Raw genomic sequence first — 26,292 nt, 5'->3', positions numbered from 1 at the left:
GCGGAGGTTGTATGGCTGTGATTGTCATTACCGGCGGTACGGCGGGCGTGGGGAAAGCAACGGCGCTGCACTTTGCGAAAGCGGGTTACGATGTGGGTATTATTGCCCGCGAGGAAGAGAGCCTGCACTCCACGCAAGAGGAGCTACGCCGTTTTGGGGTCAATGCGTATGCCGTGCAGGCCGACGTGGCGGACAGCCAGGCCGTCGTCGATGCCGCCAACGATATTGAGTACCGCCTGGGTGCTATCGATGTGTGGGTTAACAACGCGATGGGGGCCGTGCTGGCACCGTTTCGCACAATGACGCCCGATGAATTTCGCCGCGTCACGGAGGTCACCTATCTGGGCTACGTGAACGGCACCCGCGCCGCGCTGGAACTGATGGTGCCCCGCGATCGCGGGACGATCGTTCAGGTTGGCTCCGCGCTGGCCTACCGCTCCATCCCGCTGCAGTCTGCCTACTGCGGCGCAAAAGCGGCGATCCGCGGGTTTACCGACGCGGTGCGTACCGAACTGATGCACGAAAATAGCCGGGTTCACCTGTCGATGGTGCAGATGCCGGGTCTCAATACGCCGCAGTTTGACTGGGCGAGAAACAAATTTGCCTGGGCGATGCGCCCCGTGCCGCCCGTATTCCAGCCCGAAGTGGCGGCCAGCGCCATTTTTAAGGTCGCGCAGAAACCGGTGCGTGAACTCTGGGTGGGCAGCAGTACCATTCAGTCGATTGTCGGGCAGTTTCTCTTCCCCGGTTTTCTTGACAGGCTGATGGTAAAAAAGGCGTGGGAAGGGCAGATGACCGATAAGCTGAACGCCGAAGACCGCCGGGACTATCTGGATCAACCGGTCAACGATCTGCACAAAATACATGGACGCTTTTCTGCCGAAGCGAAGGATCGTGCCACGACCTTCTCCTCCGGCATGCCGGGGAAAGTGTTGCTCGGTTCGCTCGCGGTCGCGGGGCTGGTCATGGCTCGCCTGCTGGCGACCCGGAAAAAATAGTCAGCGCAGCGCGGTGCGGTTGGTCCAGAACCAGCGGTAGCCGTATCCGCCGATATTGAGCTCCACCGTTTTACCGGGCAGTAGCGCATCCTCGTAGCGTTTGTCTGCCAGACAGGCGGTCCAGGTGGCGTGCCGGATCCCTTTTGCCGTGAACTGAACCGCCTTGTCGCTGAAGTTCACGAAGGTCAGAATACTGCGCTCGTCGGTTTCATAATAGAGCCCCAGGACGGCATCGTTGTCGATGTTGATGAGTCGAAACGGTGCCACACCAATTTCCGGGAACTCTGAACGCGTATTGGCAATATCAATGATGCGATGCAGAAGCGAGTTGCGGTGCAGAAGGGAATCCGCCACGTTGATTTTTTGATAGCGAAAAGGACCGCGATCGATTATAGGGGCGATAAAGGTGTCGGGGTCGGCATCCGAAAAGCCGCCGCCCTGCGAGCCCGCCCACTGCATGGGGGTGCGGACGGCGTAGCGCTCTTCCAGCGCCAGATCGTCACCCATGCCGATTTCATCCCCGTAGCGCATCACCGGTACGCCCGGCAGAGAGAACAGCACCGCGTGGCAGAACGCCAGCCGTTTTTGACTGCCATTCAGCATCGGTGCCAGACGCCGGCGAATACCGCGCTGATACACGTTCATGTCGTCATCCGGGGCAAAGGTATCGAGAACGGTCTGCTTCTCTTTTTTGCCGATCCCCTCCAGATCCAGCTCGTCATGATTACGCAGCCAGTTGGCGAAACAGCAGGAATCCGGCGGCACGATCATTTTCTTCACCGCTTTGCGCAGCGGGCGGGCGCTTTTCTCGGCCAGGCTGACGTAAAAATACTTGTTGAGCCAGAAGTTCAGTACCAGATTCAGGCGGTCGTTATCACCAAAGTAGTCTTTATATTCCTCGACCTCGACGTCCACCTCGCCAAGCAGGATCGCATCCGGATTGTGTTGCTCAATCAGTTGACGCATATGCTTGAGGATCCACAGCCCCTTTTTCTCATCCCCACGCCCGGCCTGCTTTGTCAGATGAGACGCCGCATCCAGGCGAAAGCCCGATACGCCAAGCTTGAGCCAGAAGAGGATGATGTTGTCGATCTCTTTGAGAACCGCAGGCGAGGCCAAATTCAGATCCGGCTCATGGCGATAGAACATATGCCGATAGTATTGTCCGGCTTCCTCGTCCCATGACCAGATGCTTTTCTCCACGCCGGGAAACATGGGCGGCGTGTCGTCATCGTCGTTATCGGACCACAGGTAATAGTCGCGAAAAGGGGAGTGCGGGTTACGCCGGGCCTGTTGAAACCAGGGATGCGCGTCCGAGGTGTGCTGGATCAGCAGTTCGATAATCACCTGCATACCCAGCTCGCGGGCCTGCTCGATAAACGCGATGATATCCTTCAGTTTTCCAAAGCGTGGATCGACCTGCAGGTGGTCGCTAACGTCGTAGCCTTCATCGAGAAACGGCGTCAGATAAAACGGGGTGATCCAGATAACCGTTGCCCCCATCCGGCGAATGTAGCGCAGCTTTGCCCCAATTCCGGCGATGTCCCCGCAGCCATCGCCGTTCAGATCGTAAAACAGGGCGGTATCAATCTGGTAGATAATCGCTCGTGTATGCCAGCCTGCCATAACGTCCCTCAGTGATAGCCTTCCGTATCAGATACTTTGCCCCGGAAGACGTAGTAGCTCCAGGCGGTGTACACCAGAATCACCGGAATAATCAGCAGCGTCCCGACCAGCATAAACAGCTGGCTGGCAGGCGGCGCGGCGGCCTCCCACAGGGTAATATGCGGTGGAATGATGTGCGGCCACAGGCTGATGCCCAGCCCGCTAAACCCGAGGAAGATGAGTCCCAGCGTGAGCAGGAACGGGCGGGCGTGGCTGTCTGGATTACGGGTTAGCCGCCAGATCCACAGGCTGAATACCGCCACCAGAAGGGGAACCGGCAGGAACCAGAAGAAATTCGGCAGGGTGAACCAGCGGTCGGCCACATATTGCCAGCCAACGGGTGTCCAGATGCTGACCACCGCGATAACCCCAACCAGCGCCAGCAGCACGTGGCGGGTCAGTTCACGCATACGGTTTTGCAGCGTGCCCTCGCTTTTCATGATAAGCCAGGTCGTCGCCAGCAGGGTATAAGCGACTATCAGCCCCAGTCCGCAGAACAGGTTGAACGGCGTCAGCCAGTCCAGCGATGAGCCGACAAAACGTCGGCCTTCCACGTCGAAACCGTTGATCATCGCCCCGACGACGATCCCCTGACTAAACGTGGCGAGCAAGGATCCGCCCACAAAGGAGTAGTCCCAGAATTTGCGGTGCGACGGCGTCGCCTTGAAGCGAAATTCGAACGCCACGCCGCGAAAGATGAGGCCAATCAGCATGGCGGTAAGCGGAATGGTCAGCGCATCAACGATCACCGCATAGGCCAGCGGAAACGCACCAAACAGCCCGGCACCGCCCAGCACCAGCCAGGTTTCATTTCCGTCCCAGACCGGGGCCACGCTGTTTACCATCACGTCACGTTCTTTGGCATCACCCACAAAGGTAAAGAGCATCCCAATCCCGAGATCGAAGCCGTCCATGATGATGTACATCAGCGTGGCGAAGACGATGATCGCAAACCAGATAATCGAGATATCAACGCCCATTAGCTTCTCTCCTCTTCGGGGACCGATTCAGCGGCAGACAGCGGACGAGCAGGGGTGCCCGAGGTGTTGGACGTTAGCGTGCCGACAGGCTGCGGCCCTTTCTTAATTAGCCGAACGAGATAGACATAGCCCACGCCAAATACCGAGCAGTAGACCACGATAAAGGCCAACAGGCTGATGCTCATCTGCAGCGTGCTGTGCAGCGACACCGCGTCGATGGTGCGCAGGTAGCCATAGACCACCCACGGCTGGCGGCCCACTTCGGTGGTCACCCAGCCGGCCAGCAGTGCGAGCAGCCCGGCGGGCCCCATGCAGAGGGCAAACCAGTGGAACGGGCGCGAGTGGTAGAGCCGGTGTCGATAGCGCAGCCAGACGCTGAGCGCGCCGAGCGCAATCATCAGCAGCCCCATCCCGACCATCACGCGGAACGACCAGAAGACAATCAGGGAGTTCGGGCGATCTTCTTTCGGGAAGTCCTTCAGGGCGGGAACCTGCTTATCCAGGCTGTGGGTCAGGATCAGGCTGCCAAGCGCGGGGATCTCCAGCCCGTATTTGGTGCGCTCTTCCTCCATGTCCGGCACGCCAAACAGCAGCAGCGGCGTGGCTTGACCCGGCGGATTCTCCCAGTGCCCTTCGATGGCCGCAATTTTGGCGGGCTGGTGCTCCAGCGTGTTAAGGCCGTGCATATCGCCGACCACCGCCTGGATGGGGGCGACCAGCAGCGCCATCCACATCGCCATGGAGAACATTTTACGCACGGCGGGCGTGTCGTTGCCGCGCAGCAGGTGCCACGCGCCCGACGCGCCCACGAACAGCGCGCTGCTCAGGAAGGCGGCGATAGACATGTGGATCAGCCGATACGGGAAGGAGGGGTTAAAGATAATTGCCAGCCAGTCCTCAGGGATCACCTGGCCGTTCTGAATACTGAAGCCCTGCGGAGTGTGCATCCAGCTATTGGAGGCGAGGATCCAGAAGGTGGACATTAATGTCCCCAGCGCCACCATGCAGGTCGCGAAGAAGTGCAGGCCAGGGCCGACCTTGTTCCAGCCGAACAGCATCACGCCCAAAAAACCGGCTTCGAGGAAGAAGGCGGTGAGCACCTCATAGGTGAGTAGCGGGCCGGTGATACTGCCTGCGAACTGGGAAAAGCCGCTCCAGTTAGTACCGAACTGGTAAGCCATCACCAGCCCGGACACCACGCCCATGCCAAAGTTGACGGCAAAAATCTTAAGCCAGAAATGGTACAGCGAGCGCCAGACGTCATTTTTGGTGCGCAGCCACATGCCCTCGAGCACCACCAGATAGCTGGCAAGCCCGATAGTGATGGCGGGAAAAAGGATGTGAAACGAGACGGTAAAGGCGAATTGTATTCTGGCCAGATGAAACGCATCGAGTTCGAACATGGGCCGTACCTCTGAAACGGAGCGCTAACGAGAATTGCCAGGTAGCGTCAGGCTACCTGGCAAAACCGATTCCACCTTCAGACATATTGTAGTACTTGTTGTACTCCTCGAGCGGCGGCTGTTTTACATGTCGGAACATAGACTCTCCCTCTCCCGTTATTTTTTCGCTTCAACGCCGTCCGCGTCAGAGCGCAGCAGGAACTGTTCCGTCGTTTGCGGGATATGGCGAATCAGCCAGTCGGCCATTTCGCGCTCTTCCGCCAGGATGGTCTCAATAGCGGGTATCGAGGCGGTATCACCCGCTTTTTTGGCGGCTGCCAGCAGGGAGGTATAACAGGCAATCTCAAACTGCTCGAAAACGTAGCCGCTGATTGAGCCTTTTACGATCTCATCGGAGGGGAACATGCCGCCAATGGACTGACCCAGGGCCGCCATTTTGCTCATTGAATCTTTTAAAACCGAACGTGAAATATCATTGCGGTCGAGTATTTCTTCCAGCAATGTGATTTGGCGTTTTGTCTCATTAATATGTTGTTCGATTCGGGCACGTAAATCGGGATAGTTTTCAATACGGCTGGCCATAGATTCCAGCATCGATTCGGCTTGCTTTTCCATGGCATGGGCATCGCGCAGCCAATCATGGTAGTGTTCTACATGATTCATAATAAACTCCTGTGAGTTATTTTATTTAATTAAATGCTGATGCTCATTTATTTTCGGGGTTAACCTTTTTGGGCTTTTTGATTAATATTACCAACGGCCAGATCGGTTAATTTAAGATCGGTTTCTTTCTCTTCTTCCAGCGTTTCGGCAAGAAGTTTAACGGCTTTTTTATAGCCAAGCTGTTCTGCTAATGTCGCCAGGGTACCGTAGCTCGCTATTTCATAATGCTCGACTTTTTGCGCAGCAGCGATTAATGCCGCATCGCGCACTTCATTTTTCTCTGTGCTCTCAATGACTTCATTTGCTTCTTCAATCAGGCCTTCCATTGCCACGCATTTCATGCGCTTTAATTTAATGCCAGATTCCTGCTCGACAATCTGGTCAATACGCTCAATCTGTCCCTGCGTTTCCTCAAGGTGAGCCGTAAACGCGGCGCTCAGTTTCTCACTGGAAGCAGCACGTGCAAGCTTACTGAGTGCTCGGGTGAGCTGCTTCTCTGCGCTGTAGGTATCGGACAAAAGATGAATAAAAACGTCTTCGATACTTTTCATGTTCATATTTACGCTCCGGTTAAATAAGTAAAGGATACTGCGAGCCTGCGGGCCCGCAGCATGCTCTCTGGTTTATTTATAAGAGACTTAAATAAGATCAGGAGTTATCAGATTTACGGCCCCCGCCGTGACTGTTCTGTCCCCCTTTCTTACCTGCTTCAGACGCGCGTTGCGGATCGTTTTTGAAATTACCACCGCTGTGCTGGCCGCCTTTACGTCCAGCTTCAGAGGCTTTATCACGGTCTTCAGCGAAATTACCGGAACCACCACGATGTTCTGCCATATATCAACCCTCTTGTTGCGTTTATGTCAGGAGATACGATTTTTATTTCGTATCATTTGTCGTTCAGAAATTAACCTTAGTCGTTATGCTGGAAGAGTCAAATTACAGTTTCGCTTTATTTTGGAACGAAGTGGTTGCCGTTGCGAAATATACCGCTTCGTTATTTTACAGGTCGGTGGCTTATAAAAGGTTACGATATCCGTTGCTTACTGGTTCGAATCCTCAGTGCCTGCCGCATAATGTGGGTGTTTTTACCGTAAACCCGCCGCGAAAATGAATTACATGAGTTTACAAAATGCGCGTAAGAGAATGAAGCGGCAACGTGCGCAATGAGAATAGTCTCAAGATGATAAATATATGGAGGTAATAATTTGGGGGTAGGTGTGTGCGTTGTTAATAAATAAAAGTGGTCATTGATAAAATAACCAGTGAAATAAAACTTCACCCTTATTATTGCAAGCCCATTGCTGGCTTTTTGATATCGATAGACAGAAATCTTCGTAGTGCACTATGTGGCGAAATGGCAAGGTGAGCGCATTGTCATAAGCTGGAAAAAAACGATGAGCACAGCGCAAAATCTCTCATTACCTGTTATTGAACTCTCCCGCTTGCAGGGCGATCCTCAACAGCGCAAAGCCTTTCTTGAAGACCTGGGGAAAGCGGCCCGCGATGTGGGGTTCTTTTATCTTACCGGGCATGGTATTTCCCAGACGTTGCTGGATGACGTGCAGCGCGTCTCGCGTGAATTTTTTGCCCTGCCGGAGCAGGAAAAGCTGAAGGTCAGGATGGCCAATTCACCGCATTTTCGCGGCTATAACCGCGCGGGTTCGGAAATTACCCGCGGCCAGCCGGACTACCGTGAGCAATTTGATATCGGCGCTGAACGCTCTGCCATCGAAAGCCGCAATGGCCCTGTATGGCAACGCATGCAGGGACCCAATCAGTGGCCCGAGGCGCTGCCGGAAATGCGTGACGTGATCACCCTCTGGCAGCAGAAAATGACCGACGTGGCGCTTGAACTTCTGCGGGCTTTTGCCGAAGCGCTGTCCCTCCCGAGAAACGCCTTCGATGACCTTTACGGCGAATATCCCAACGAGCACATCAAGCTGATCCGCTATCCGGGGCGCAGTGAAAATGAATCCCGCCAGGGTGTTGGCGCGCATAAAGATTCGGGCTTCCTGACGCTGTTATTGCAGGACGAGCTGGGCGGTTTGCAGGTTGAGGTCTCGCCGAATGAATGGGTGGACGCGGTGCCGCTGCCTGGCGCATTCGTGGTCAATATCGGCGAACTGCTTGAACTGGCAACCAATGGTTATCTGCGCGCCACCGTACACCGGGTCGTCTCCCCGCAGGCTGGCCGGGAGCGCTTGTCATACGCTTTCTTCCTTGGCGCCCAGCTGAATGCGGTCGTGCCGGTCTTTCAACTGCCCGACTCCCTGGCACGGTTGGCACACGGTCCAACCAGCGATCCGCTCAACCCCCTGTTACGCGAAGTGGGCTGGAATTATTTGAAAGGCCGACTGCGTTCACATCCTGATGTGGCAAACCGTTTTTATGCGGATCACCTCAACAGCGAACCACAGTTTTAATAAACAATAAGAGATAAGACGATGATGAAATCTGCATTCTTTACGCTGGCTGGGCTCGCTTTACTGGTTTCACAAACGCTGCACGCCGCACCGTTACGCATCGCCGCCGATCCTATTCCCCATGCGGAAATCCTGGAGTATGTGAAAAAAATCGATCCTAAACTCGATCTGAAAATTATCGAGATGAGCAGCGGCGGGATTAACCCGAATGAGTTACTGGCTTCCGGCGAAGTGGATGCCAACTATTTCCAGCATCTGCCGTACCTGAAAGATCAGGAGAAGGCGCTGGGAAAAACCTTCAGCGTGGCTGCTGAAGTTCATATTGAACCCCTGGGTATCTATTCCCGTAAGGTGAAATCACTGGATGAATTACCGGAAGGGGCAAGCATTGCTGTGCCGAATAACGCCACTAACCTCAGCCGTTCATTGTGGCTGTTGCAGAGCAAAGGCGTGCTGAAACTGAAGGCCAGCGGCGACGCGGCCTCGACGCTGGTTACGCCTGCTGACATCAGCGATAACCCGAAGAAAATCAAAATTGTGGAGATTGAATCGCCGCAAATTCCGCGTGCGTTAGACGATGTGGACGCTGCGGTGATCAACGGCAACTATGCCCTGGAGGCGGGGCTGGTTCCGGCGAAAGACGCTTTAGGGCTGGAATCCGCCAGCAACAACCCTTATGCCAACCTGCTGGTCACCACGCCTGAATTGCTGAAAGACCCACGTATTGCCGAACTCGCGAAAGACTTAACCTCCCCGAAGGTGGCAGCCTTTATCCGCGAGAAATACAACGGCTCGGTGATCCCCGTTACGGCGCCACAGCATGATTAAACTCGAACACATCAGTAAACAGTATCCCGGCGCAACCGCGCCGGCATTGACGGACATTTCCCTGTCGATAGAAGAAGGGACGATCTTTGGCATTCTAGGGCGCAGCGGGGCGGGAAAAAGCACCCTGCTGCGCTGTCTGAATCGCCTTGAACAGCCGACGTCGGGTCGCGTACTCATCGACGGTCAGGACATCGCCACGCTGGGCGTGGCGCAGCTTCGCCAGCAGCGTCAGCAGATGGGCATGATCTTCCAGCACTTCAATCTGCTGCACTCGCGTACCGTCAACGACAATATTGATCTCCCGCTGGAGATTGCCGGCGTCCCGCGCCCGTTGCGCCAGCAGCGGGTTGCCGCCCTGCTCGAACTGGTGGGGTTGGGGAATTTTGGCCACGCATGGCCCTCGCAGCTCTCAGGTGGTCAGAAGCAGCGGGTGGGCATTGCCCGTGCGCTGGCGGTGCAGCCTCGCTACCTGCTGTGCGATGAAGCGACCAGTGCGCTAGACCCGGAAACGACTCGCGCTATTCTCGATCTGCTGGCAGATATTCAACAGCAGCTCAACATCACCATTGTGCTGATCACCCACGAAATGACGGTCGTGAAGCAGATCTGCCATGCAGCGGCCCTGCTGGAGCAGGGCGCGCTCATTGAGAGCGGGTCGCTTTCGCAAATTATGTCGCGTCGGGAAGGGCGGCTGCGTCAAATGCTGCTGCAGGATGGCGAAACCGATCGTGCTTTCCTGGCAAAATATGAGTCAGAGACGGGGGCGAGATGCGTAGCGTGAACTGGGATCGCTTTCAGGACTTAATGATTAACGCCACCCTGGAAACCCTCTACATGGTGGCGCTGGCGACGCTCTTTACGGTAGCCATTGGATTACCCATTGGCGTGCTGCTGTTCATCACGCGTAAAGACGGTGTGTTACCCAACCGGGCGGTGGCGATAGTGCTCAATAGCCTCGTTAATATTGGTCGAGCCTTGCCCTTTGTTATTTTGCTCATTGCCCTTATCCCGGTCACCCGGTGGATTGTCGGTACCACGCTTGGCAGCACCGCCGCCGTAGTACCCATTACGCTTGGCGCCTTTCCCTTTTTCGCACGTATTGTTGAAAGCGCGCTGGATGAGGTGGATCGCGGGCGCATTGAAGCGGTGGAGTCGATGGGGGGCAGCCACTGGCATATTGTCAGCCGGGTTCTCTTGCCTGAAGCGCTGCCCGCGCTGGTGGCGGGAATTACGCTGACCATTGTGATGTTAATCGGTTTTTCCGCCATGGCGGGCGTCGTCGGCGGCGGTGGGCTGGGAGACCTGGCCATTCGCTATGGCTATCAACGCTTCGATAACACGCTGATTGCTGGCACGGTCATCGTATTATTGCTGCTGGTGCAGACTATCCAGAAACTCGGCGACAGACTGGTACGATCGCTCGCTTACCGACGCTAACCGCCTCCCGCTTTCCTGTGCTATAACCCATTCACCAACATAATAACAACAGAGGCTATGTCGTGGATAAAGAGCTACTGGAAGCGGGATACCGGGCCTACACCGGTGAGAAGATCGACGTCTACTTCAATACCGGGATCTGCAAACATTCAGGAAACTGCGTGCGCGGCAGCGCGAAGCTGTTCAACCTGAAACGTAAACCGTGGATCGTGCCGGATGAGGTGGACGTAGAGACCGTCATACGCGTGATTGATACCTGCCCGAGCGGCGCGCTGAAGTATCGCCAAAAATAAGCGAGGAACCATGGATATTCTGGAAGGCCATAACAAATTTTACGTTAATGATGCAGACGGGAACCAGGTGGCGGAGATTGTCTTTGTTCCGACCGGTGAACACCTCAGCATCATTGAACATACCGACGTGGACGAGAGCCTGAAAGGGCAGGGCGTGGGTAAGCAGCTGGTGGCGAAAGTGGTGGAGAAGATGCGCGGTGAAAATCGTAAAATTATCCCGCTGTGCCCGTTTGCCAAACATGAATTTGATAATACGCGGGAATATGACGATATTCGGGCGTGATTTTCTATGGTGAGAAGGTTCCGTTCATCAGGAACTCTTTGAAAGCTGCCATTGCAGGCAGCTTTCTATTTATTTTTCTTTAACGGACTGGCTTTCCAGCGTTTTACCAGCCACTCAAATTCTTGATAAGTGGTGTCTGAATGGATGTGCTCCCTGATGGCTTTGATTAACGGCTCGGCGATTTCATACGTTTCAATCACGGTTGTGAAAGATGTTCGTTTGATCATTCGTTCGTTGTAGATGCCTTCACGGATGCTGACTGCAACGCGTTCATAGAAATTGAGTATGTATTGAAATTTTCGACGTTCTTCCATTTCATCATCGGTGATGATGTGTCCCTCTGGCGGAAATACATAAGAGTGAAATGATTTACCCGAGCGATGTACCTTTTTTAGAACATGCAAAGATTCTGTGTACTGACGATCCTGTCGGCTTTCAAAGAGAAAATTTGCAGTCTGTGTTTTCTTCGCCGTTTGGACGTTGTAGATGATAGTGCCAACGGCAACCACTACGCCGATAAAAACAAGAACGTTGCTGATGAGTTGAAGGGTATTTGAGTCTAATGTCATTTCTTTCATCCATGAAAAAGGCGGGGCTAAAATCCCCGCCTCATAGAGGTTAGTTCAGCTTAAAAGCCGTCAAACTCGTCATATGCTTTTGTCATATTAACCCCCTTAGATAGTGTGTCTGATGACTACAATTTGTAGTCATATATGGGGTAAAAATTACCCCAAAGGTAATATATAGTCAATTACAGTAGGGGCTTTGGAAGGGCAAAATGCGAACAAGATTCAGAAAGTTGTGCCCGGCAGAGTGCCGGGCAGGAAAGGGGCTTACCCTACAAACATCACCGACACGCACAGCACGCCGACGATCAGCGTCAGCAGGTTGCCGATGGAACGATACGGCTTCAAAGACGGGATCAGGTACGTCGACAGCGTCGGCATAATAAACAGGATCATGGCGATAAGCGGGCCGCTAATGGCATAAATCATCGAAATGGCGTTCGGATTGATGCAGCAGACCGCGAAGGTGATCAACGACACGCCCAGAATTGAAATCGCGCGGTTAAAGGCGCGGCTCTTTTTGACCCCCACCTGATTCAGCGACGATTTGACAATCTCCGTCGCCCCTTCAATCACCCCGAAATAGGTGCCGAGGAACGATTTCGACATCGCGATAATCGCCACAATAATCCCGGAAATGCCCAACCATGCAGGCGAAGAGGGCATCATCGACAGCGCTGACAGGATCGTGACCCCTTGCTCTTTCGCCGACACAATATACGACGGCGGGATAGAGAGCAGGCAGCTAAACACGAAGAACAGCACGCTCAGGCAGATAATCAGATACGCCACCTTCATGATTTTCTTGCATTTACCCATGGCCTCGTCGCCGAACTTCTCACGACGGTCAACCGCGAACGTCGAGATAATCGGGGTATGGCTAAAGGCGAAAACCATCACCGGGATCGAGATCCACACCTGATGCAACGTATGTTGATCGAACGCCATCTGGCTGGTGAGCAGCGAGGGCTGCCAGCTTCCCGTCAGGTACAGCGAGACAAACAGAAAATAGGCGATCAGCGGAAACACCAGGAATCCCATCACTTTGATGGTGATGTGCCGTCCCATCAGGAAGATCAGATTCAGTACCAGCACCACGCCAAAACTGACCAGCACGCGAACGGCGGTATCCACGATCATCTGTTTTGCCAGCTGTTCGGTTAACGAGTTGGTGATAGCCACGGCATAAATCTGCACCACCACAAAAAAGGCGATGAAATAGAGCGTGGTGATCAGATTCCCAATCTTTCTGCCGTAGTAGTGGGAAACAGCACCGGTGATCCCTTCATTACCTTTTGTCTTTGACGACAGAATAAACTGCGCCAGCGCTCTGTGCGGCCAGTAGGTTAATGGGTAGGCCACGAGGGCGGTAATAAACAGGACAATGGCGCCTGCGGAGCCCAGCTGAATGGGCAAGAACAGCGTTCCTGCGCCCACGGCCGTGCCATAGAGAGCGAAACTCCAGAGAGTCTCATCTTTTGACCAAATTTTCGACATTAGAGCAACGTTTCAACTATCAAACCATCAGAATGGCGTGCAATTTACCATAATTATGCGTGAAGAGCGCAGTTGCTTCGACGGAGTTTGGCCGGAACGGGCGTCCGGCCAGAGGGCTTTTAGCCAGCTATGGCGCGTCGCTGCTGGCGACGCTTAAGGAATTTTTCGCGCAGGGTATCGTACGCCCAGTTATAAAACATGGTGTACGGCAGGAAGAACAGGAAGAAACCTATTTCCAGCGTGAATGCCTGAAGCAGCGTCACGCCGAGAACGGCGGCGACAATGGACACGCCAATCACAATAAACCCGCATTCGAAGCCCAGGGCGTGCAGGGCGCGCACTTTCGCCGTGCGTTTGACCCGCTGAACGGGCCAGAACCGGTCGAAGCCAAAGTTATAGATAATGTTCCACAGCATCGCCGTGGTCGCCAGGATAATGGTTAACCCACCCATTTCCACCACGGAGCGCTGCATAAGCCAGGCTGCGGTTGGGGCGAGGATCGCCGTGGCAATCCCTTCAAAGCAGACGGCATGGAAGATCCGCTCCGGCAGTTTACGGTGGAGTGCATCTTGATGTTGCATAGTGACCTCATTAATTCGCCAGGATAGGCGTCGATGTGGCCTATTTTTATCGCTAAAGCTGATATATTAAAGATGGTATCCATCGATAAAGTAGATAGTTCATGCGCTATTCCCCTGAAGCCCTCACCGCGTTTGTCGAGACCGTTGCCGCAGGCTCCTTTTCCGCCGCCGCCCGCCGCCTGCGTAAAAGCCAGTCCACAATCAGCACGTCCATTGCCAACCTGGAAGCCGATCTCGGGTTTGATCTGTTTGACCGCTCGGCGCGCCAGCCGGTGTTAACCGTCCAGGGTGAGCAGGTGCTGGGTTATGTGCAGTCGATCCTGGCCGCCAGCGCGCGGCTGGACGAACTGGCGGTGTCGTTAACCGCGCAGACTGAGGCGCGCCTGACGTTTGTGCTCTCCGATACGCTCAACCCGGACGTGCTTGAAAACCTGATGAAACAGTTCGACCAGCGTTTTCCGCATACGGAATTCGAATGTCTAATTGGCGAAGAAGAAGATGTCATCGATCTGCTGCAGAAGGAGAGGGCGCAAATTGGCCTGACGGAAGCGCGCGGCAGTTATCCTACCGATATCGGCGTGACCCGGCTTCCCCTGCAGACCCGGATGGCGATTTACGTCAGCGCTGAACACCCCCTTGCCGGGCAACACGAAACCATGGCTGATGAGCTACAGGGCTGGCGCGAGCTGCGCCTGAGCACCTATCTCGAACGCGAAGCCACCCTTGCCCGGGGGCCGGTCTGGTCAGCACCGAATTACCTGTTACTCTTGAGTATGGCGGTTCAGGGATTTGGCTGGTGTGTACTGCCCTGTGCGCTGGTCGAGGAATTTGCGGCGGCGAAATCGCTGGTGCAACTCAATGTCCCCGGTTGGCCACGCGCGATTGGTATTGATCTGCTCTGGAACAAACGATCTCCCCCTGGCGTCGCGGGAAGCTGGCTGCGACAGTATTTGCAGGATGCGCGCTGATCCTTGTGATTTAACTCACTAATTTTAAACAATCGCGATAATTGTTGATAACAATACTCTACTATCGTCAGGTCATTTAACACTGAGGTCGTGATGAAAGATGTCGTTATAGTGGGTGCGTTGCGTACAGCTATCGGCTGTTTTCAGGGGGCATTAGCGCGCCACTCGGCTGTCGATCTGGGTAGCGTGGTGGTAAAAGCGCTGGTGGAACGCAGCGGGATTGCCTCCCATGAAGTCGATGAGGTGATCCTCGGCCAGGTGCTGACCGCCGGAGCCGGGCAAAACCCTGCCCGTCAGGCGGCACTGAAAGGCGGGCTGCCCAACACGGTTTCCGCCATTACCATCAACGACGTCTGTGGTTCCGGCTTAAAAGCGCTGCATCTTGCCACCCAGGCCATTCAGTGCGGCGAGGCGGATGTGGTGATTGCTGGTGGGCAGGAGAACATGAGTCGGGCGCCACACGTTCTGACCGACAGCCGTACCGGCGCACAGCTTGGAAACAGCCAGTTGCTCGACAGTCTGGTGCATGACGGCCTGTGGGATGCGTTCAACGATTATCATATGGGCGTCACGGCGGAAAACCTGGCGCGTGAATATGGCATCAGCCGTGAGCTTCAGGACGCTTACGCGCTCAGCTCGCAGCAAAAAGCCCGCGCCGCAATTGATTCCGGACGGTTTCGTGACGAGATCGTCCCGGTCAGCACCCAGCGTCAGAACGGCGAAGCCGTGATGGTGGATACCGACGAGCAGCCGCGCACCGATGCCAGCGCAGAAGGGCTGGCGAAGCTTAACCCGGCCTTTGAAACGCTGGGATCGGTGACCGCAGGGAATGCCTCCTCCATTAACGATGGCGCAGCGGCCGTGATGATGATGAGCGAAAGCAAAGCGCAGGAGCTGGATCTTCCCGTGCTCGCACGTATTAAAGCCTTTGCCAGCGTGGGAGTGGATCCTGCGTTGATGGGGATCGCCCCCGTCTATGCGACACGGCGCTGTCTGGAGCGCGCAGGCTGGCAGCTTAGCGATGTGGATCTGATTGAAGTCAACGAAGCCTTTGCCGCGCAGGCGATCTCGGTGGGCAAAATGCTGGAGTGGGATCCGCTGCGGGTCAACGTCAACGGTGGCGCTATTGCGCTGGGGCACCCTATCGGCGCGTCCGGATGCCGTATACTGGTCTCCTTAGTGCATGAAATGAAAAAGCGTAACGCCCGTAAAGGCATTGCCACGCTCTGTATTGGCGGCGGGCAAGGGGTGGCGCTGGCAATTGAGCGGTGATCTTTCCCTTTCAAAAAGCAAACCTCCCCCTCGGGAGGTTTTTTTTACACATTGCGTGATGTTTTTACGATTATCAGTTCAATCTCAAGGCAGAGTGGAATAATTACGCGCTGTATTATTCTCCCCGCTAACGTCTTACTGTGATCTCTCCCCTGAAATTTAAGGTTAATAATCCCCTTTTGTTGACAGGCATCACGTCCATCTTTGCCAAAAAAAATGAAACAAATAATTACGATCCCGATCACTAAAATAACGTTTATTAAAAAATAAACTGCAGTTCCATAAAAACGAAACGCTATTTTATTTGAGGGTTTTTCATGTTTAATAAATCTCTGGTCCTTGCCTCTCTTATTGGTGCGTCTTTTGCGGCTCAGGCGGTTACCGTCGATCTGCGCCATGAATATATTGATAACGGGGCGAATGCAGACCGCGTTTCGGTCTCGCATCGCTTTGCTAACGGCTTAGGCTTCTCTGTTGAAGCGAAATGGAAATCCGGTGGTGACAAGGCCGATCGGCCGTTTGCCGATGTAGTGGGTAACGGTCATGAAGACCAAATTAGCTGGCGATGGAAAGCAACCGACAATATTGCGCTGACGCCTGCATTCACCATTGAGAGTAATGACAGCCGTACCATTTATAAACCGAACCTGCACCTGCAATACAGCTTTGATAATGGTTTTTACGTGGCGGCACGTTACCGTTACGAATATACCCGTTATCCGTCCAGCTCAAATAAAGACGATGACAAAGTTAACCGTGGCGATGCCTGGGTAGGTTGGGTCATGGGGGACTGGCGTACCGAGCTGAATTACGTTTATGCGAAAAGTAGCGAGGGTATGATTCGTAATAATAATAAAGATTATTCTAACGAATATAACGCCAAGCTGGCCTATAAATGGGATCAAAACTGGGCGCCGTATGTTGAAGTGGGTAACGTGGGCGTAAAAGACACCGACGAGCGCCAGACCCGTTTCCGTTTAGGCGTGGCGTACTCCTTCTGATAATCCAACTCCTTCGCTAAAAAATGCCGGGTGGCGCTAGCGCTTACCCGGCCTACTCATTCCCCCATTCCATCGGCCCGACCGGGCAAAAAAAAGCCCTCCGAAACGGAGGGCAAGGCCAGTTACAGAAACACTAACTCAAATCATGCATGCAACATTTCAGGTTGCTCGGGGAGTTTCGCGATATAGAGCGCTGGTTTGCCGTCTTTATCGGAACTGTACAGCACCGCTTTGTCATCCGGGGTAAAGGATGGGTGCGGGTGGGTGACCTGGCGGCTGTTTGCCACCGTTGCCCAGGAGGTGTCGTGACGCGCGATGCGGAAATAGGCTTTTTTCGCGACGTCGAAGGCATACAGGTACGGGTCGTTATCGATGGTGTAACCCCCTGTATCCTTCACGTCGACAGGCGTACCGGAACCGTCGCCCACCAGCAGCGTGCCGTCAAAATTACTCATCAGATGCGAGCAGGCGGGCATCTGCATCACTGCCTCGTTAACGCCGGTTTCGGGGTTAAAACGGGAAATGGTGCGACCCTGCTGACCCTTCAGATACGAGACGTACACCAGCGCAGATCCGTTCGGCACCCAGAATTCGTGCGTGCAGCTTTCGCCTTCTGCATGCGTTTTCACCTTACGCACGTTGCTGCCGTCTTCGTTGACCAGCCACATACGCGCGTCGACCAGGTCGTGTGGGCCTTCGTGGCAGAAGGCCACCGTGTTGTCGTCGAACGGGCGGTAGATAGGGTGGCCCAGCCAGTTTTTCTCTTCATGAATGGTGGCGCTTGCGCCCGTTTTCAGATCCACGCGCAGCAGGCGGCAGTGTGGTCCCTTGTGGAAGAAGTCGTGGAAAATCTTCCAGTCGTTCAGCGGCGTCCAGTCGCTTTTGGCGATCTCAATACCCACCAGTTTGGTGCAGTCGCTGTTGGCAACCCAGGTGCCGTAACCGACCCAGTCGTCAGAGACGCGATACACTTCGCGCTCTTCCAGCGTCTGCAAATCTACTTCCAGCAGGGTGCGATCGTTCTTCACATAGTAGAAGACGGTGTCATCCGGCGAAAGGAAACCACCAAACGTGTTATCCCCCGCGCCTTCCGTCAGTTGTACCGCTTCGGCGTGCTTCAGATCCAGCAGGTAGTAGTTCCAGTGGCCGTCGAACGCCCCTGCAAACAGCAGATGGCTGCCGTCGTTGAAGAAGCACTTCTGGTAAAAGTAGTTGCGATGACAGGTGACTTCCGGGGGGGTCAGGCGGGTGACTTCCACGCCTGTATCCGGATCGCGGCTGACCTCGTAGTTCAGCTTGACCCGCATACCTTTAGCCATAATGCACTCCTTTGGATGAGGTTGAGTTAAAAACTGGGTGTTAAATTATCAAAACATTGTTTCATTATGTGTGACTGGTGGCGCAATTCGTGAGAATCATCGGGCTAGATAGGGATGTTCTGACATTATCGTGATCGAAACATCATTTTCGGCATTAAGATGCAGAAAAAGTGAAACGTTGTTTTAAATGCAATTGAAAAGCCAAATCTCAGCGGATACTATGTGCTCATCAAGAAAACGGAACGTCGTTTCGTTAATCATCTTTGCCCTCGGGCACGATCATTTCTGGAGGTCAACGTGGACATCAGACAAAGCATCCACAGTGCGCATGCTAAGGCGCTGGATACGCAGGGATTGCGTAATGAGTTTTTGGTGGAACAGGTATTTGAAGCCGACAAGTACACCATGGTCTACAGCCACATCGACCGCATCATTGTGGGCGGGATTATGCCCGTGGCGAAAACCGTCTCCGTGGGTGGCGAAGTGGGTAAACAGCTGGGCGTGAGCTATTTCCTCGAGCGTCGTGAACTGGGCGTGATCAACATCGGTGGACCGGGCACCGTTACCGTCGACGGCCAGTGTTACGAAATTGGCCATCGCGACGCGCTGTACGTCGGAAAAGGGGCGAAGGAGGTGGTCTTCGCCAGCATTGACGGCGTTAAGCCAGCGAAGTTCTACTATAACTGCGCCCCGGCGCATACCACCTACCCAACCAAAAAAGTGACGCCAGCGGACGTCGCGCCGGTCACGCTGGGCGATAATCTCACCAGTAACCGCCGCACTATCAATAAATACTTCGTTCCGGATGTGCTGGAAACCTGCCAGCTCAGCATGGGGCTGACCGAACTCGCGCCGGGCAACCTGTGGAACACCATGCCGTGCCATACCCACGAGCGCCGCATGGAAGTCTATTTCTACTTCAACATGGATGAAGACGCCTGCGTATTCCACATGATGGGACAGCCTCAGGAAACTCGCCATATCGTGATGCACAACGAGCAGGCGGTGATTTCGCCAAGCTGGTCCATTCACTCAGGGGTGGGGACGAAAGCCTATACCTTCATCTGGGGAATGGTCGGTGAAAACCAGGTCTTTGATGACATGGACCATGTCGCTGTTAAGGATCTGCGCTAGTCGCAGGCAGTGAAGCATAAACCTGCCTGTTGGTGACAGGCGCTGAACGATTAAGGAACAAACATGATTCTGGATGCATTTTCTCTGCAGGGTAAAGTGGCTGTGGTTTCCGGTTGTGACACCGGGCTGGGTCAGGGTATGGCGTTAGGTCTGGCGGAAGCGGGCTGCGACATCGTCGGTATCAACATTGTTGAGCCGACTGAAACCATCGAGCGCGTCACCGCGCTGGGTCGCCGTTTCCTGAGCCTGACCGCCGACCTGCGTAAAATCGACGCAATCCCTGAACTGCTGGATCGCGCGGTGGCGGAATTTGGTCATATCGATATCCTGGTGAACAACGCGGGTTTGATCCGTCGCGAAGACGCGATCAACTTCAGCGAACGCGACTGGGACGACGTCATGAACCTGAACATTAAGAGCGTGTTCTTTATGTCTCAGGCAGCGGCGAAGCACTTTATCGCCCAGGGCAAAGGCGGCAAGATCATTAATATCGCCTCCATGCTCTCCTTCCAGGGCGGTATCCGCGTGCCGTCTTACACCGCGTCGAAAAGTGCGGTGATGGGCGTTACCCGTCTGCTGGCCAACGAGTGGGCGCAGCACAACATCAACGTTAACGCGATTGCGCCAGGCTACATGGCCACCAACAACACCCAGCAGCTGCGCGCGGATGAAGAGCGCAGCGCGGCAATCCTGGAGCGTATCCCTGCGGGGCGCTGGGGTCTGCCGAGCGATCTGATGGGGCCGATTGTGTTCCTGGCATCCCCGGCTTCTGACTATATCAACGGCTACACCGTGGCCGTCGACGGCGGCTGGCTGGCGCGTTAATTCCGCCTGCAATGAAGAACCTCTGCCCTCGGGCGGAGGTTTTTTTTGGCATAAAAATTGCCATTATCCATATGGCATAAGATGAAAAATCCATACTGGAAATGCATAAATGACGCGTATCACAATTTTATTGCTTAAATATTAGGTGATTAATAAAAAACGGTGCTTATTCAGCATTAGTTGAAATTGTAATGTCCATCACAGATCGCGATGCCATAGCGAAATAATCCATATCTTCACGAATTCCCGCCTGACACTTTTCTTCACTATCTCGTAATTTCACTTAACGAATTTTGCTGTTGAGGCAGGAAAAATATGACATCTATAAATGACTCTACCCTGATGCCCGCCGCGTTGCGCGATACCCGACGCATGAATCAGTTCGTCTCTATTGCGGCAGCCGTGGCCGGTTTGCTATTTGGTCTGGATATCGGCGTGATTGCCGGGGCGCTGCCGTTTATTACCGATCACTTTACGCTGAGTAACCGCCTGCAGGAGTGGGTGGTGAGCAGCATGATGCTCGGCGCGGCTATCGGCGCGCTGTTTAACGGCTGGCTGTCGTTCCGCCTCGGGCGCAAATACAGCCTGATGGTCGGAGCGATCCTGTTCGTCGCGGGTTCGATTGGCTCGGCGTTTGCCACGAACGTGGAGGTACTGCTGCTCTCCCGCGTGCTGCTGGGCGTGGCGGTGGGGATTGCGTCTTATACCGCGCCGCTGTACCTCTCCGAAATGGCGAGCGAGAACGTGCGCGGGAAGATGATCAGCATGTACCAGTTGATGGTGACGCTCGGCATCGTGCTGGCGTTCCTGTCTGATACGTACTTTAGCTACAGCGGCAACTGGCGCGCGATGCTTGGCGTACTGGCGCTGCCTGCGCTGCTGCTGATCGTGCTGGTGATTTTCCTGCCGAACAGCCCGCGCTGGCTGGCGCAAAAGGGGCGTCACGTGGAGGCGGAAGAGGTGCTGCGCATGCTGCGCGATACCTCGGAAAAAGCGCGTGAAGAGCTGAACGAAATCCGCGAAAGCCTGAAGCTGAAGCAGGGAGGCTGGGCGCTGTTTAAGGTCAACCGCAACGTGCGCCGCGCGGTGTTCCTCGGCATGCTGCTCCAGGCGATGCAGCAGTTCACCGGGATGAACATCATCATGTATTACGCGCCGCGCATCTTCAAAATGGCCGGGTTCACGACGACCGAACAGCAGATGATTGCCACGCTGGTGGTGGGGCTGACCTTTATGTTCGCGACATTTATTGCGGTATTCACCGTGGATAAAGCCGGACGTAAACCGGCGCTGAAGATTGGCTTTAGCGTGATGGCCCTCGGTACGCTGATCCTCGGCTACTGCCTGATGCAGTTTGATAACGGCACGGCCTCAAGCGGGTTGTCGTGGCTCTCCGTCGGCATGACCATGATGTGCATCGCCGGTTATGCGATGAGCGCCGCACCGGTGGTGTGGATCCTGTGCTCTGAAATTCAGCCGCTGAAGTGCCGTGATTTTGGTATCACCTGTTCCACCACCACCAACTGGGTGTCGAACATGATTATCGGTGCGACCTTCCTGACGCTGCTGGATGCGATTGGCGCAGCGGGAACCTTCTGGCTCTATACGGTGCTGAACGTGGCGTTTATTGGCGTAACGTTCTGGCTGATCCCTGAAACCAAAGGCGTGACGCTGGAGCATATTGAACGCAAGCTGATGGCAGGGGAGAAATTAAGAAACATAGGCGTGTGATTTTATTGCCCGGTGGCGCTTACGCTTACCGGGCCTACGATAGCCTGTAGGCCGGGTAAGCGTAAGCGCCACCCGGCTTTGTGTTTACCGCATCGCACGTCTCAAAATACGCTCCGCCTGACGCTGGAAGTCAGCCGCCGTCTCTTCCACGGTTTTCTGACCGTAATCGATATACTGCAGTGACGTCCCGAACTGGGCCACAATCTGCGGGTCGTCAAAGTAAGGCGACACGGTAAGCTTCGCTGGCAGCGACTGCGCCAGGCGCAGGCCCGCAACGGACGGGTCGTTCTCTTTAATGGTACCGTCCTCGGTCAGGAACTGCACCGCCGCTTTGCTCAGCGGAACGCCGCGCTCAAGACCCAGCGTATCAACCCCTTCTTTGCTGTTGAGCAGGAAGTTAATCAGCTTCGCCGCCGCTTCCGGGTTTTTGGTGGATTTACCAATCGACAGCATCTGCGCCGGTTTGAAGAACAGTCCCGCATCGGTGGCACCCGGCAGCATAGGGTAGCTGCCCAGCTCCAGCTTCGCCGGTGGCTTCAGGTTGTCGGAATACTTGTTGATGGTCGAGTTCCACATGTAGGTGCCGCCCCATTCGCCCTGGATCCACGGCTTCATCTCATACATGTTGCTCTTACCAAACGACGCGTAGTATTTGGTATCCGGCATCACGTGGCTATCCACCAGCTTTTTGTAGGTCTGGAAGAACTCCACCCACTGCTCTTTGGAGTAGCTGAATTTTTTGGTTTTCTCGTCCACCGCAGGGATGTTGTACTTCTGGATCATGTAGGAATTCAGCAGCGCCAGCGTGTCCTGATGCTCCAGCACGACCGGGTAGTATTGCTTGCCGAGCTTGCTCTCGAACGTCTTGCCCGCCGCCATCAGCTCGTCCCAGGTTTTCGGGTATTCAACGCCTGCTTTTTTCCAGGTCTCGTCGTTGAAGTAGAACACGCGCGCGGTCACGGAGATCGGAATGCCGTTCAGCTTGCCGTTAACGGTGGTGGACTGCAGCTCTTTCGGATCGAACTGCGTCAGGTCGATCACGTCCTTCATTTTGTTCAGATCGTAAAAGCCGTCGCCGGTTTTGGAGAAGATCGGCAGCCAGTTCCAGTTGGTCTGCATCACGTCCGGCTCGGTACCGCCCGCAATCTGGGTGGTCAGACGGGAGAGATGACCGTCCCAGCCGGTGTACTCAGCCTTCACATTGATGTCCGGGTTCTGCTTGTGGAACTCCTCCAGGGCTTTCAGCGTGACCTGGTGACGACCGTTGCCGCCCCACCAGGACATGCGTAAATCAACATTTTGCGCCATCGATGGCAAAGCGGTAAGGCCCAGAGTCGCGGAGATTGCTGCGCTTAAAAGCACTTTTTTCATTTTTATCACTCCATCAGAGAGAGAGGTTCTGTTCAGTTTTTGCGTCAAAAATATGACACTTGTTCATATCAAACGTGAAGTACACCTTGCGGTGAAGGCCTTTATCAATCATTGGCTTAGCTTCATCGGAAGGAATTCTGGCGGTCAGTTCGTAGTCCGCGACTTTCAGGTACACAAAGAATTCGTGGCCCATGTTCTCGACGCGCACCATCTCGCCGCTGCAGCCGCCGTCCTGGAACGGCTCGTCAGAGAGGGACACGAACTCCGGGCGCACGCCGTAGAAGACCTCCTGACCTGCGTATGCGGAAACTTTCTCCTGCTTTTCCGCGTTTAGCGGCATGGTTTCATTGCCGATGGCAATGTGCAGTTGCCCCGCTTTTTCCACCAGCAGGCTTTTGCGAATGTTCATCTCCGGCGCGCCGATAAAGCCCGCCACGAACATGTTCTTCGGCTTGTGGTAGAGGTTATCTGGCGTGTCCACCTGCATGATGTGGCCGAGCTTCATCACGCAGATGCGGTCGCCCATGGTCATCGCTTCGGTCTGGTCGTGGGTGACGTAGACGGTGGTGGCCGGTTTACCGGAGGCTTTCAGCTGCTTGTGCAGGTCAGAAATTCGGATTCGCATCGAGGCGCGCAGCTTGGCGTCGAGGTTGGATAACGGCTCGTCGAACAGGAACACGTCCGGCTTTTTCACAATCGCGCGGCCTACCGCCACGCGCTGCGCCTGGCCGCCGGAAAGCTGGCGCGGCAGGCGGTCGAGCAGTTCCTCCAGTTCCAGAATTTTCGCCGCTTCGTTCACCTGAGACTCAATCTGATCTTTCGGCAGCTTGCTCAGCTTCAGGCCGAAGGCTAGGTTCTCGCGCACCGTCATGTGCGGATAGAGCGCGTAGTTCTGGAACACCATCGCAATCCCGCGCTCCTTCGGCGCGAGGTTGTTCACAATCTTATTGCCGATCCGCACTTCGCCGCCGCTGATGGTTTCCAGCCCGGCCAGCATGCGCAGGGTAGTGGATTTGGCGCAGCCGGACGGCCCGACAATCACCATAAATTCCCCTTCGGAGATAGAAAGGTCGATAGCATGTACCGCTTTGAAGCCGTTGGAGTAGACCTTTTCCAGTTTGTTGAAGATTACTTCAGCCATGATATTTCCCTCTTAACCTTTAATTCCGCTGCTGGTGACGCCCTGTACGAAGTAGCGCTGTGCCAGGAAGAAGACAATGATGGATGGCAGAATGGAGATGCTCGCCATTGCCAGAATTTCGTTCCACGGCGCACCTTCGGTCACGTCGATGGACATTTTCAGCGCCAGTGCAATCGGGTATTTGTCCACGCTGTAGACGTAAATCAGCGGCCCGATAAAGTCGTTCATCGACCACATGAACTGGAACAGGGCAACGGAGATAATGGCCGGTTTCAGGATCGGCACCACCACGTACCACAGCACCTGGAAGGAGTTACAGCCGTCGATTTGCGCCGCTTCCTCCATGTCACGCGGCACGCCGCGCAGGAACTGGATCAGCATGAAGACGAAGAACCCCTGCGTGGCGAAGGCCAGCGGCAGATACAGCGGCATATAGCTGTTGAGCATGCCCATTTCACGGAACATCAGGTACTGCGGGATCAGCAGCACGGTGCTGGGCAGCAGCATGGTGGTGATGAGCGTGGCGAACCAGAATTTCTTCCACGGGATCTCGAAGCGGGCAAAGCCGTACGCCACGATGGTGGACGAGATAATGGTCAGGATCACTTTCGGGATCACATACTTAAAGGTGTTGAGCATGTAATGGCCGAAGTTGTATTCGGTCCCGGTTTTCCAGCCGTTCACAAAGCCGTCCCAGGTGGCGTGCGCTGGCCACAGGCTCAGGGTGGTGAAGATCTCGTGGTTCGGTTTGAACGAGGCCGAGAACATCCACACCAGCGGGTAGAGCATCAGCAGGCCGACAATCAGCAGGATCGTGTAGCGAATACTGGCGTTGATTTTCTCTCTGCGCAGCGTACGGGCGACTTCGCGCTCTGCAACGCTTCTTGCCGTGGAGAGTTCCTGAATATCAGCCATTTTTGCCTCCTTTATCGGCGGAGTAGAACACCCAGTATTTCGACGACTTAAAGGCGATACCGGCAAAGACGGCGACCACCAGGAACAGAACCCACGCCAGCGCCGCGCCATAGCCCATATCGAAGTATTTGAACGCGGTGTCGTAGATGTAGAGCGAGAACAGATAGGTCGAGTAGGTCGGCCCGCCGCCGGTAATCACGTACGGTCCGGTAAATTCCTGGAACGCCTGGGTGGTCTGCATGATGAAGTTGAAGAAGATCACCGGCGTAATCAGCGGCACCGTCACTTTTGTGAACATTTGCCATTTGGATGCGCCATCGATCATCGCCGCTTCATACTGCGATTGTGGGACGTTTTGCAGCGCGGCCAGGAAGATGACCATTGCAGAGCCGAACTGCCAGACGCGCAGCAGGGTAACGGACATCAGCGCAAGCGACGGCTCGCCGAGCCAGTTCACCGGGTCGAAACCAAATACACCGATAAAGCTGTTTAGCAGGCCATCAATGGCAAACAGCGCGCGCCACAGAACGGCGATGGCGACGGAGCTGCCGAGGATGGACGGAATATAGTAGGCCGTACGGAAGAAGCCGATGCCGCGCAATTTAAAGTTCAGAACAAACGCAATCCCTAATGCGAACGCGAGCTTTAACGGGATGGTTAAAAATACGTAAGCAAAGGTTACGCCCATGGATGTCCAGAAGAGCGTGTCTTCGGTAAACATGTAGCGATAGTTCTCAATGCCGTTAAACACCGGCGGACTCATTAAATCGTAATCCGTAAAACTGAGGAAAAACGATGAAACAAAGGGGAAGGCGGTAAAGAGTATCAACCCGATGATGTAGGGAGATATCCACGCTAACCCCAGCAGCTTGTTTTCATTCATACATACCTACCTGGCGATCAATGGTTAAAACGGAATCTGGCTTGTTACAACTTCTCGCGCTTGCCCTGCTTAGCGCGAGAGGGAATATGTCAGGTGATGTGTTGATCTTTACATT

At 54.6% G+C, this 26,292-nt stretch carries 27 protein-coding genes; 13 read left to right on the top strand and 14 right to left on the bottom strand.

The features are described 5' to 3' along the window. Positions 1-11: 11 nt before the first annotated feature. Complete coding sequence (locus tag N2K86_RS17765; RefSeq protein WP_260659483.1) at positions 12-998, top strand: SDR family oxidoreductase; 987 nt, start codon at positions 12-14, stop codon at positions 996-998. Here the strand turns inward: N2K86_RS17765 and N2K86_RS17760 are convergent, their stop codons facing one another. The 6 genes from N2K86_RS17760 to N2K86_RS17735 form a co-directional block, all read right to left on the bottom strand. Further along, a complete protein-coding gene (locus tag N2K86_RS17760) occupies positions 999-2,624 on the bottom strand; it encodes an alpha-amylase family protein (RefSeq protein ID WP_260659482.1) in 1,626 nt (541 codons plus the stop codon). An 8-nt stretch (positions 2,625-2,632) separates the two neighbouring features. Next, a complete protein-coding gene (gene cydB / locus N2K86_RS17755) occupies positions 2,633-3,643 on the bottom strand; it encodes a cytochrome d ubiquinol oxidase subunit II (protein WP_260659481.1) in 1,011 nt (336 codons plus the stop codon). Continuing rightward, positions 3,643-5,046 (bottom strand): cytochrome ubiquinol oxidase subunit I, encoded by a 1,404-nt coding sequence (locus N2K86_RS17750; RefSeq protein WP_260659480.1) that lies wholly within the window; start codon positions 5,044-5,046, stop codon positions 3,643-3,645. The genes cydB and N2K86_RS17750 overlap by 1 nt, the downstream gene beginning before the upstream one ends. Before the next feature lie 156 nt (positions 5,047-5,202). After that, complete coding sequence (locus tag N2K86_RS17745) at positions 5,203-5,709, bottom strand: ferritin-like domain-containing protein (RefSeq protein ID WP_010435238.1); 507 nt, start codon at positions 5,707-5,709, stop codon at positions 5,203-5,205. Between the two features lie 59 nt (positions 5,710-5,768). Then, entirely contained in the window at positions 5,769-6,266 is a 498-nt protein-coding gene (locus N2K86_RS17740) for a YciE/YciF ferroxidase family protein (RefSeq protein ID WP_260659479.1), read from the bottom strand. 91 nt (positions 6,267-6,357) lie between these two features. After that, entirely contained in the window at positions 6,358-6,543 is a 186-nt protein-coding gene (locus N2K86_RS17735) for a general stress protein (RefSeq protein WP_004136767.1), read from the bottom strand. A gap of 560 nt (positions 6,544-7,103) precedes the next feature. Between N2K86_RS17735 and N2K86_RS17730 the strand changes: the two genes are divergently transcribed. From N2K86_RS17730 to N2K86_RS17705, 6 genes are all read left to right on the top strand, one after another. Beyond that, positions 7,104-8,132: an isopenicillin N synthase family dioxygenase gene (locus N2K86_RS17730; RefSeq protein WP_260659477.1), complete on the top strand. Its 1,029-nt coding sequence runs from the start codon at positions 7,104-7,106 to the stop codon at positions 8,130-8,132. 24 nt (positions 8,133-8,156) lie between these two features. Beyond that, the gene (locus tag N2K86_RS17725) at positions 8,157-8,960 is read left to right on the top strand and encodes a MetQ/NlpA family ABC transporter substrate-binding protein (RefSeq protein WP_371317575.1); all 804 of its coding nucleotides are present in this window, start codon (positions 8,157-8,159) and stop codon (positions 8,958-8,960) included. Beyond that, the gene (locus N2K86_RS17720; protein WP_126544945.1) at positions 8,953-9,741 is read left to right on the top strand and encodes a methionine ABC transporter ATP-binding protein; all 789 of its coding nucleotides are present in this window, start codon (positions 8,953-8,955) and stop codon (positions 9,739-9,741) included. Before N2K86_RS17725 ends, N2K86_RS17720 begins: the two co-directional genes overlap by 8 nt. Further along, positions 9,729-10,397, top strand: coding sequence for a methionine ABC transporter permease (locus N2K86_RS17715; protein ID WP_260659475.1), 669 nt, complete (start codon positions 9,729-9,731; stop codon positions 10,395-10,397). The genes N2K86_RS17720 and N2K86_RS17715 overlap by 13 nt, the downstream gene beginning before the upstream one ends. A 62-nt stretch (positions 10,398-10,459) precedes the next feature. After that, entirely contained in the window at positions 10,460-10,690 is a 231-nt protein-coding gene (yjdI, locus tag N2K86_RS17710; protein WP_010435213.1) for a 4Fe-4S mono-cluster protein YjdI, read from the top strand. 10 nt (positions 10,691-10,700) lie between these two features. Next, the gene (locus N2K86_RS17705) at positions 10,701-10,973 is read left to right on the top strand and encodes a GNAT family N-acetyltransferase (protein ID WP_010435212.1); all 273 of its coding nucleotides are present in this window, start codon (positions 10,701-10,703) and stop codon (positions 10,971-10,973) included. A 65-nt stretch (positions 10,974-11,038) separates the two neighbouring features. Here the strand turns inward: N2K86_RS17705 and N2K86_RS17700 are convergent, their stop codons facing one another. The 3 genes from N2K86_RS17700 to N2K86_RS17690 all read right to left on the bottom strand — a co-directional run bounded on the left by N2K86_RS17700 (position 11,039) and on the right by N2K86_RS17690 (position 13,617). Beyond that, positions 11,039-11,542: a DUF4760 domain-containing protein gene (locus N2K86_RS17700; protein ID WP_260659474.1), complete on the bottom strand. Its 504-nt coding sequence runs from the start codon at positions 11,540-11,542 to the stop codon at positions 11,039-11,041. A gap of 264 nt (positions 11,543-11,806) precedes the next feature. Further along, the gene (locus N2K86_RS17695) at positions 11,807-13,036 is read right to left on the bottom strand and encodes an amino acid permease (RefSeq protein WP_260659473.1); all 1,230 of its coding nucleotides are present in this window, start codon (positions 13,034-13,036) and stop codon (positions 11,807-11,809) included. A gap of 119 nt (positions 13,037-13,155) precedes the next feature. Continuing rightward, entirely contained in the window at positions 13,156-13,617 is a 462-nt protein-coding gene (locus N2K86_RS17690; protein WP_260659472.1) for a multidrug/biocide efflux PACE transporter, read from the bottom strand. Positions 13,618-13,718: 101 nt separating this feature from the next. Between N2K86_RS17690 and N2K86_RS17685 the strand changes: the two genes are divergently transcribed. The 3 genes from N2K86_RS17685 (at position 13,719) to N2K86_RS17675 (ending at position 16,858) form a co-directional block, all read left to right on the top strand. Continuing rightward, on the top strand, positions 13,719-14,585 hold the full coding sequence (locus tag N2K86_RS17685) for a LysR family transcriptional regulator (protein WP_260659471.1): 867 nt from the start codon (positions 13,719-13,721) through the stop codon (positions 14,583-14,585). A 93-nt stretch (positions 14,586-14,678) separates the two neighbouring features. Then, positions 14,679-15,857: an acetyl-CoA C-acetyltransferase gene (locus N2K86_RS17680; RefSeq protein ID WP_260659470.1), complete on the top strand. Its 1,179-nt coding sequence runs from the start codon at positions 14,679-14,681 to the stop codon at positions 15,855-15,857. 317 nt (positions 15,858-16,174) lie between these two features. After that, on the top strand, positions 16,175-16,858 hold the full coding sequence (locus N2K86_RS17675; RefSeq protein ID WP_260659469.1) for an oligogalacturonate-specific porin KdgM family protein: 684 nt from the start codon (positions 16,175-16,177) through the stop codon (positions 16,856-16,858). Positions 16,859-17,001: 143 nt separating this feature from the next. Here N2K86_RS17675 and N2K86_RS17670 read toward each other — a convergent pair whose 3' ends face one another. Beyond that, complete coding sequence (locus tag N2K86_RS17670) at positions 17,002-18,177, bottom strand: oligogalacturonate lyase family protein (RefSeq protein ID WP_260659468.1); 1,176 nt, start codon at positions 18,175-18,177, stop codon at positions 17,002-17,004. Between the two features lie 297 nt (positions 18,178-18,474). On the opposite strand from N2K86_RS17670, the gene kduI reads away from it, so the two are divergent. From kduI to araE, 3 genes are all read left to right on the top strand, one after another. Next, positions 18,475-19,311, top strand: a complete 837-nt coding sequence (gene kduI, locus N2K86_RS17665) for a 5-dehydro-4-deoxy-D-glucuronate isomerase (RefSeq protein WP_260659467.1) — start codon at positions 18,475-18,477, stop codon at positions 19,309-19,311. Between the two features lie 63 nt (positions 19,312-19,374). Continuing rightward, positions 19,375-20,136, top strand: coding sequence for a 2-dehydro-3-deoxy-D-gluconate 5-dehydrogenase KduD (kduD, locus tag N2K86_RS17660; protein ID WP_042717044.1), 762 nt, complete (start codon positions 19,375-19,377; stop codon positions 20,134-20,136). Between the two features lie 315 nt (positions 20,137-20,451). After that, positions 20,452-21,867 (top strand): arabinose-proton symporter AraE, encoded by a 1,416-nt coding sequence (araE, locus tag N2K86_RS17655; RefSeq protein ID WP_237844772.1) that lies wholly within the window; start codon positions 20,452-20,454, stop codon positions 21,865-21,867. 84 nt (positions 21,868-21,951) lie between these two features. On the opposite strand, the gene N2K86_RS17650 is transcribed toward araE, so the two are convergent. The 4 genes from N2K86_RS17650 to N2K86_RS17635 are packed head-to-tail and all read right to left on the bottom strand — an operon-like array spanning position 21,952 to position 26,177. Next, on the bottom strand, positions 21,952-23,238 hold the full coding sequence (locus tag N2K86_RS17650) for an ABC transporter substrate-binding protein (RefSeq protein ID WP_260659466.1): 1,287 nt from the start codon (positions 23,236-23,238) through the stop codon (positions 21,952-21,954). Between the two features lie 13 nt (positions 23,239-23,251). Beyond that, a complete protein-coding gene (locus tag N2K86_RS17645; protein ID WP_260659465.1) occupies positions 23,252-24,379 on the bottom strand; it encodes an ABC transporter ATP-binding protein in 1,128 nt (375 codons plus the stop codon). Between the two features lie 12 nt (positions 24,380-24,391). Then, positions 24,392-25,294 (bottom strand): carbohydrate ABC transporter permease, encoded by a 903-nt coding sequence (locus N2K86_RS17640; RefSeq protein ID WP_148385079.1) that lies wholly within the window; start codon positions 25,292-25,294, stop codon positions 24,392-24,394. After that, positions 25,287-26,177 carry a carbohydrate ABC transporter permease gene (locus tag N2K86_RS17635; protein ID WP_260659464.1) on the bottom strand — a complete coding sequence of 297 codons (891 nt, stop codon included), beginning with the start codon at positions 26,175-26,177 and terminating at the stop codon, positions 25,287-25,289. Before N2K86_RS17635 ends, N2K86_RS17640 begins: the two co-directional genes overlap by 8 nt. Between the last annotated feature and the right edge of the window lie 115 nt (positions 26,178-26,292).

It is taken from the genome of Enterobacter mori, assembly GCF_025244905.1.
GTDB lineage: Bacteria > Pseudomonadota > Gammaproteobacteria > Enterobacterales > Enterobacteriaceae > Enterobacter > Enterobacter mori_A.
This window is presented reverse-complemented; position numbering and strand designations above follow the sequence as displayed.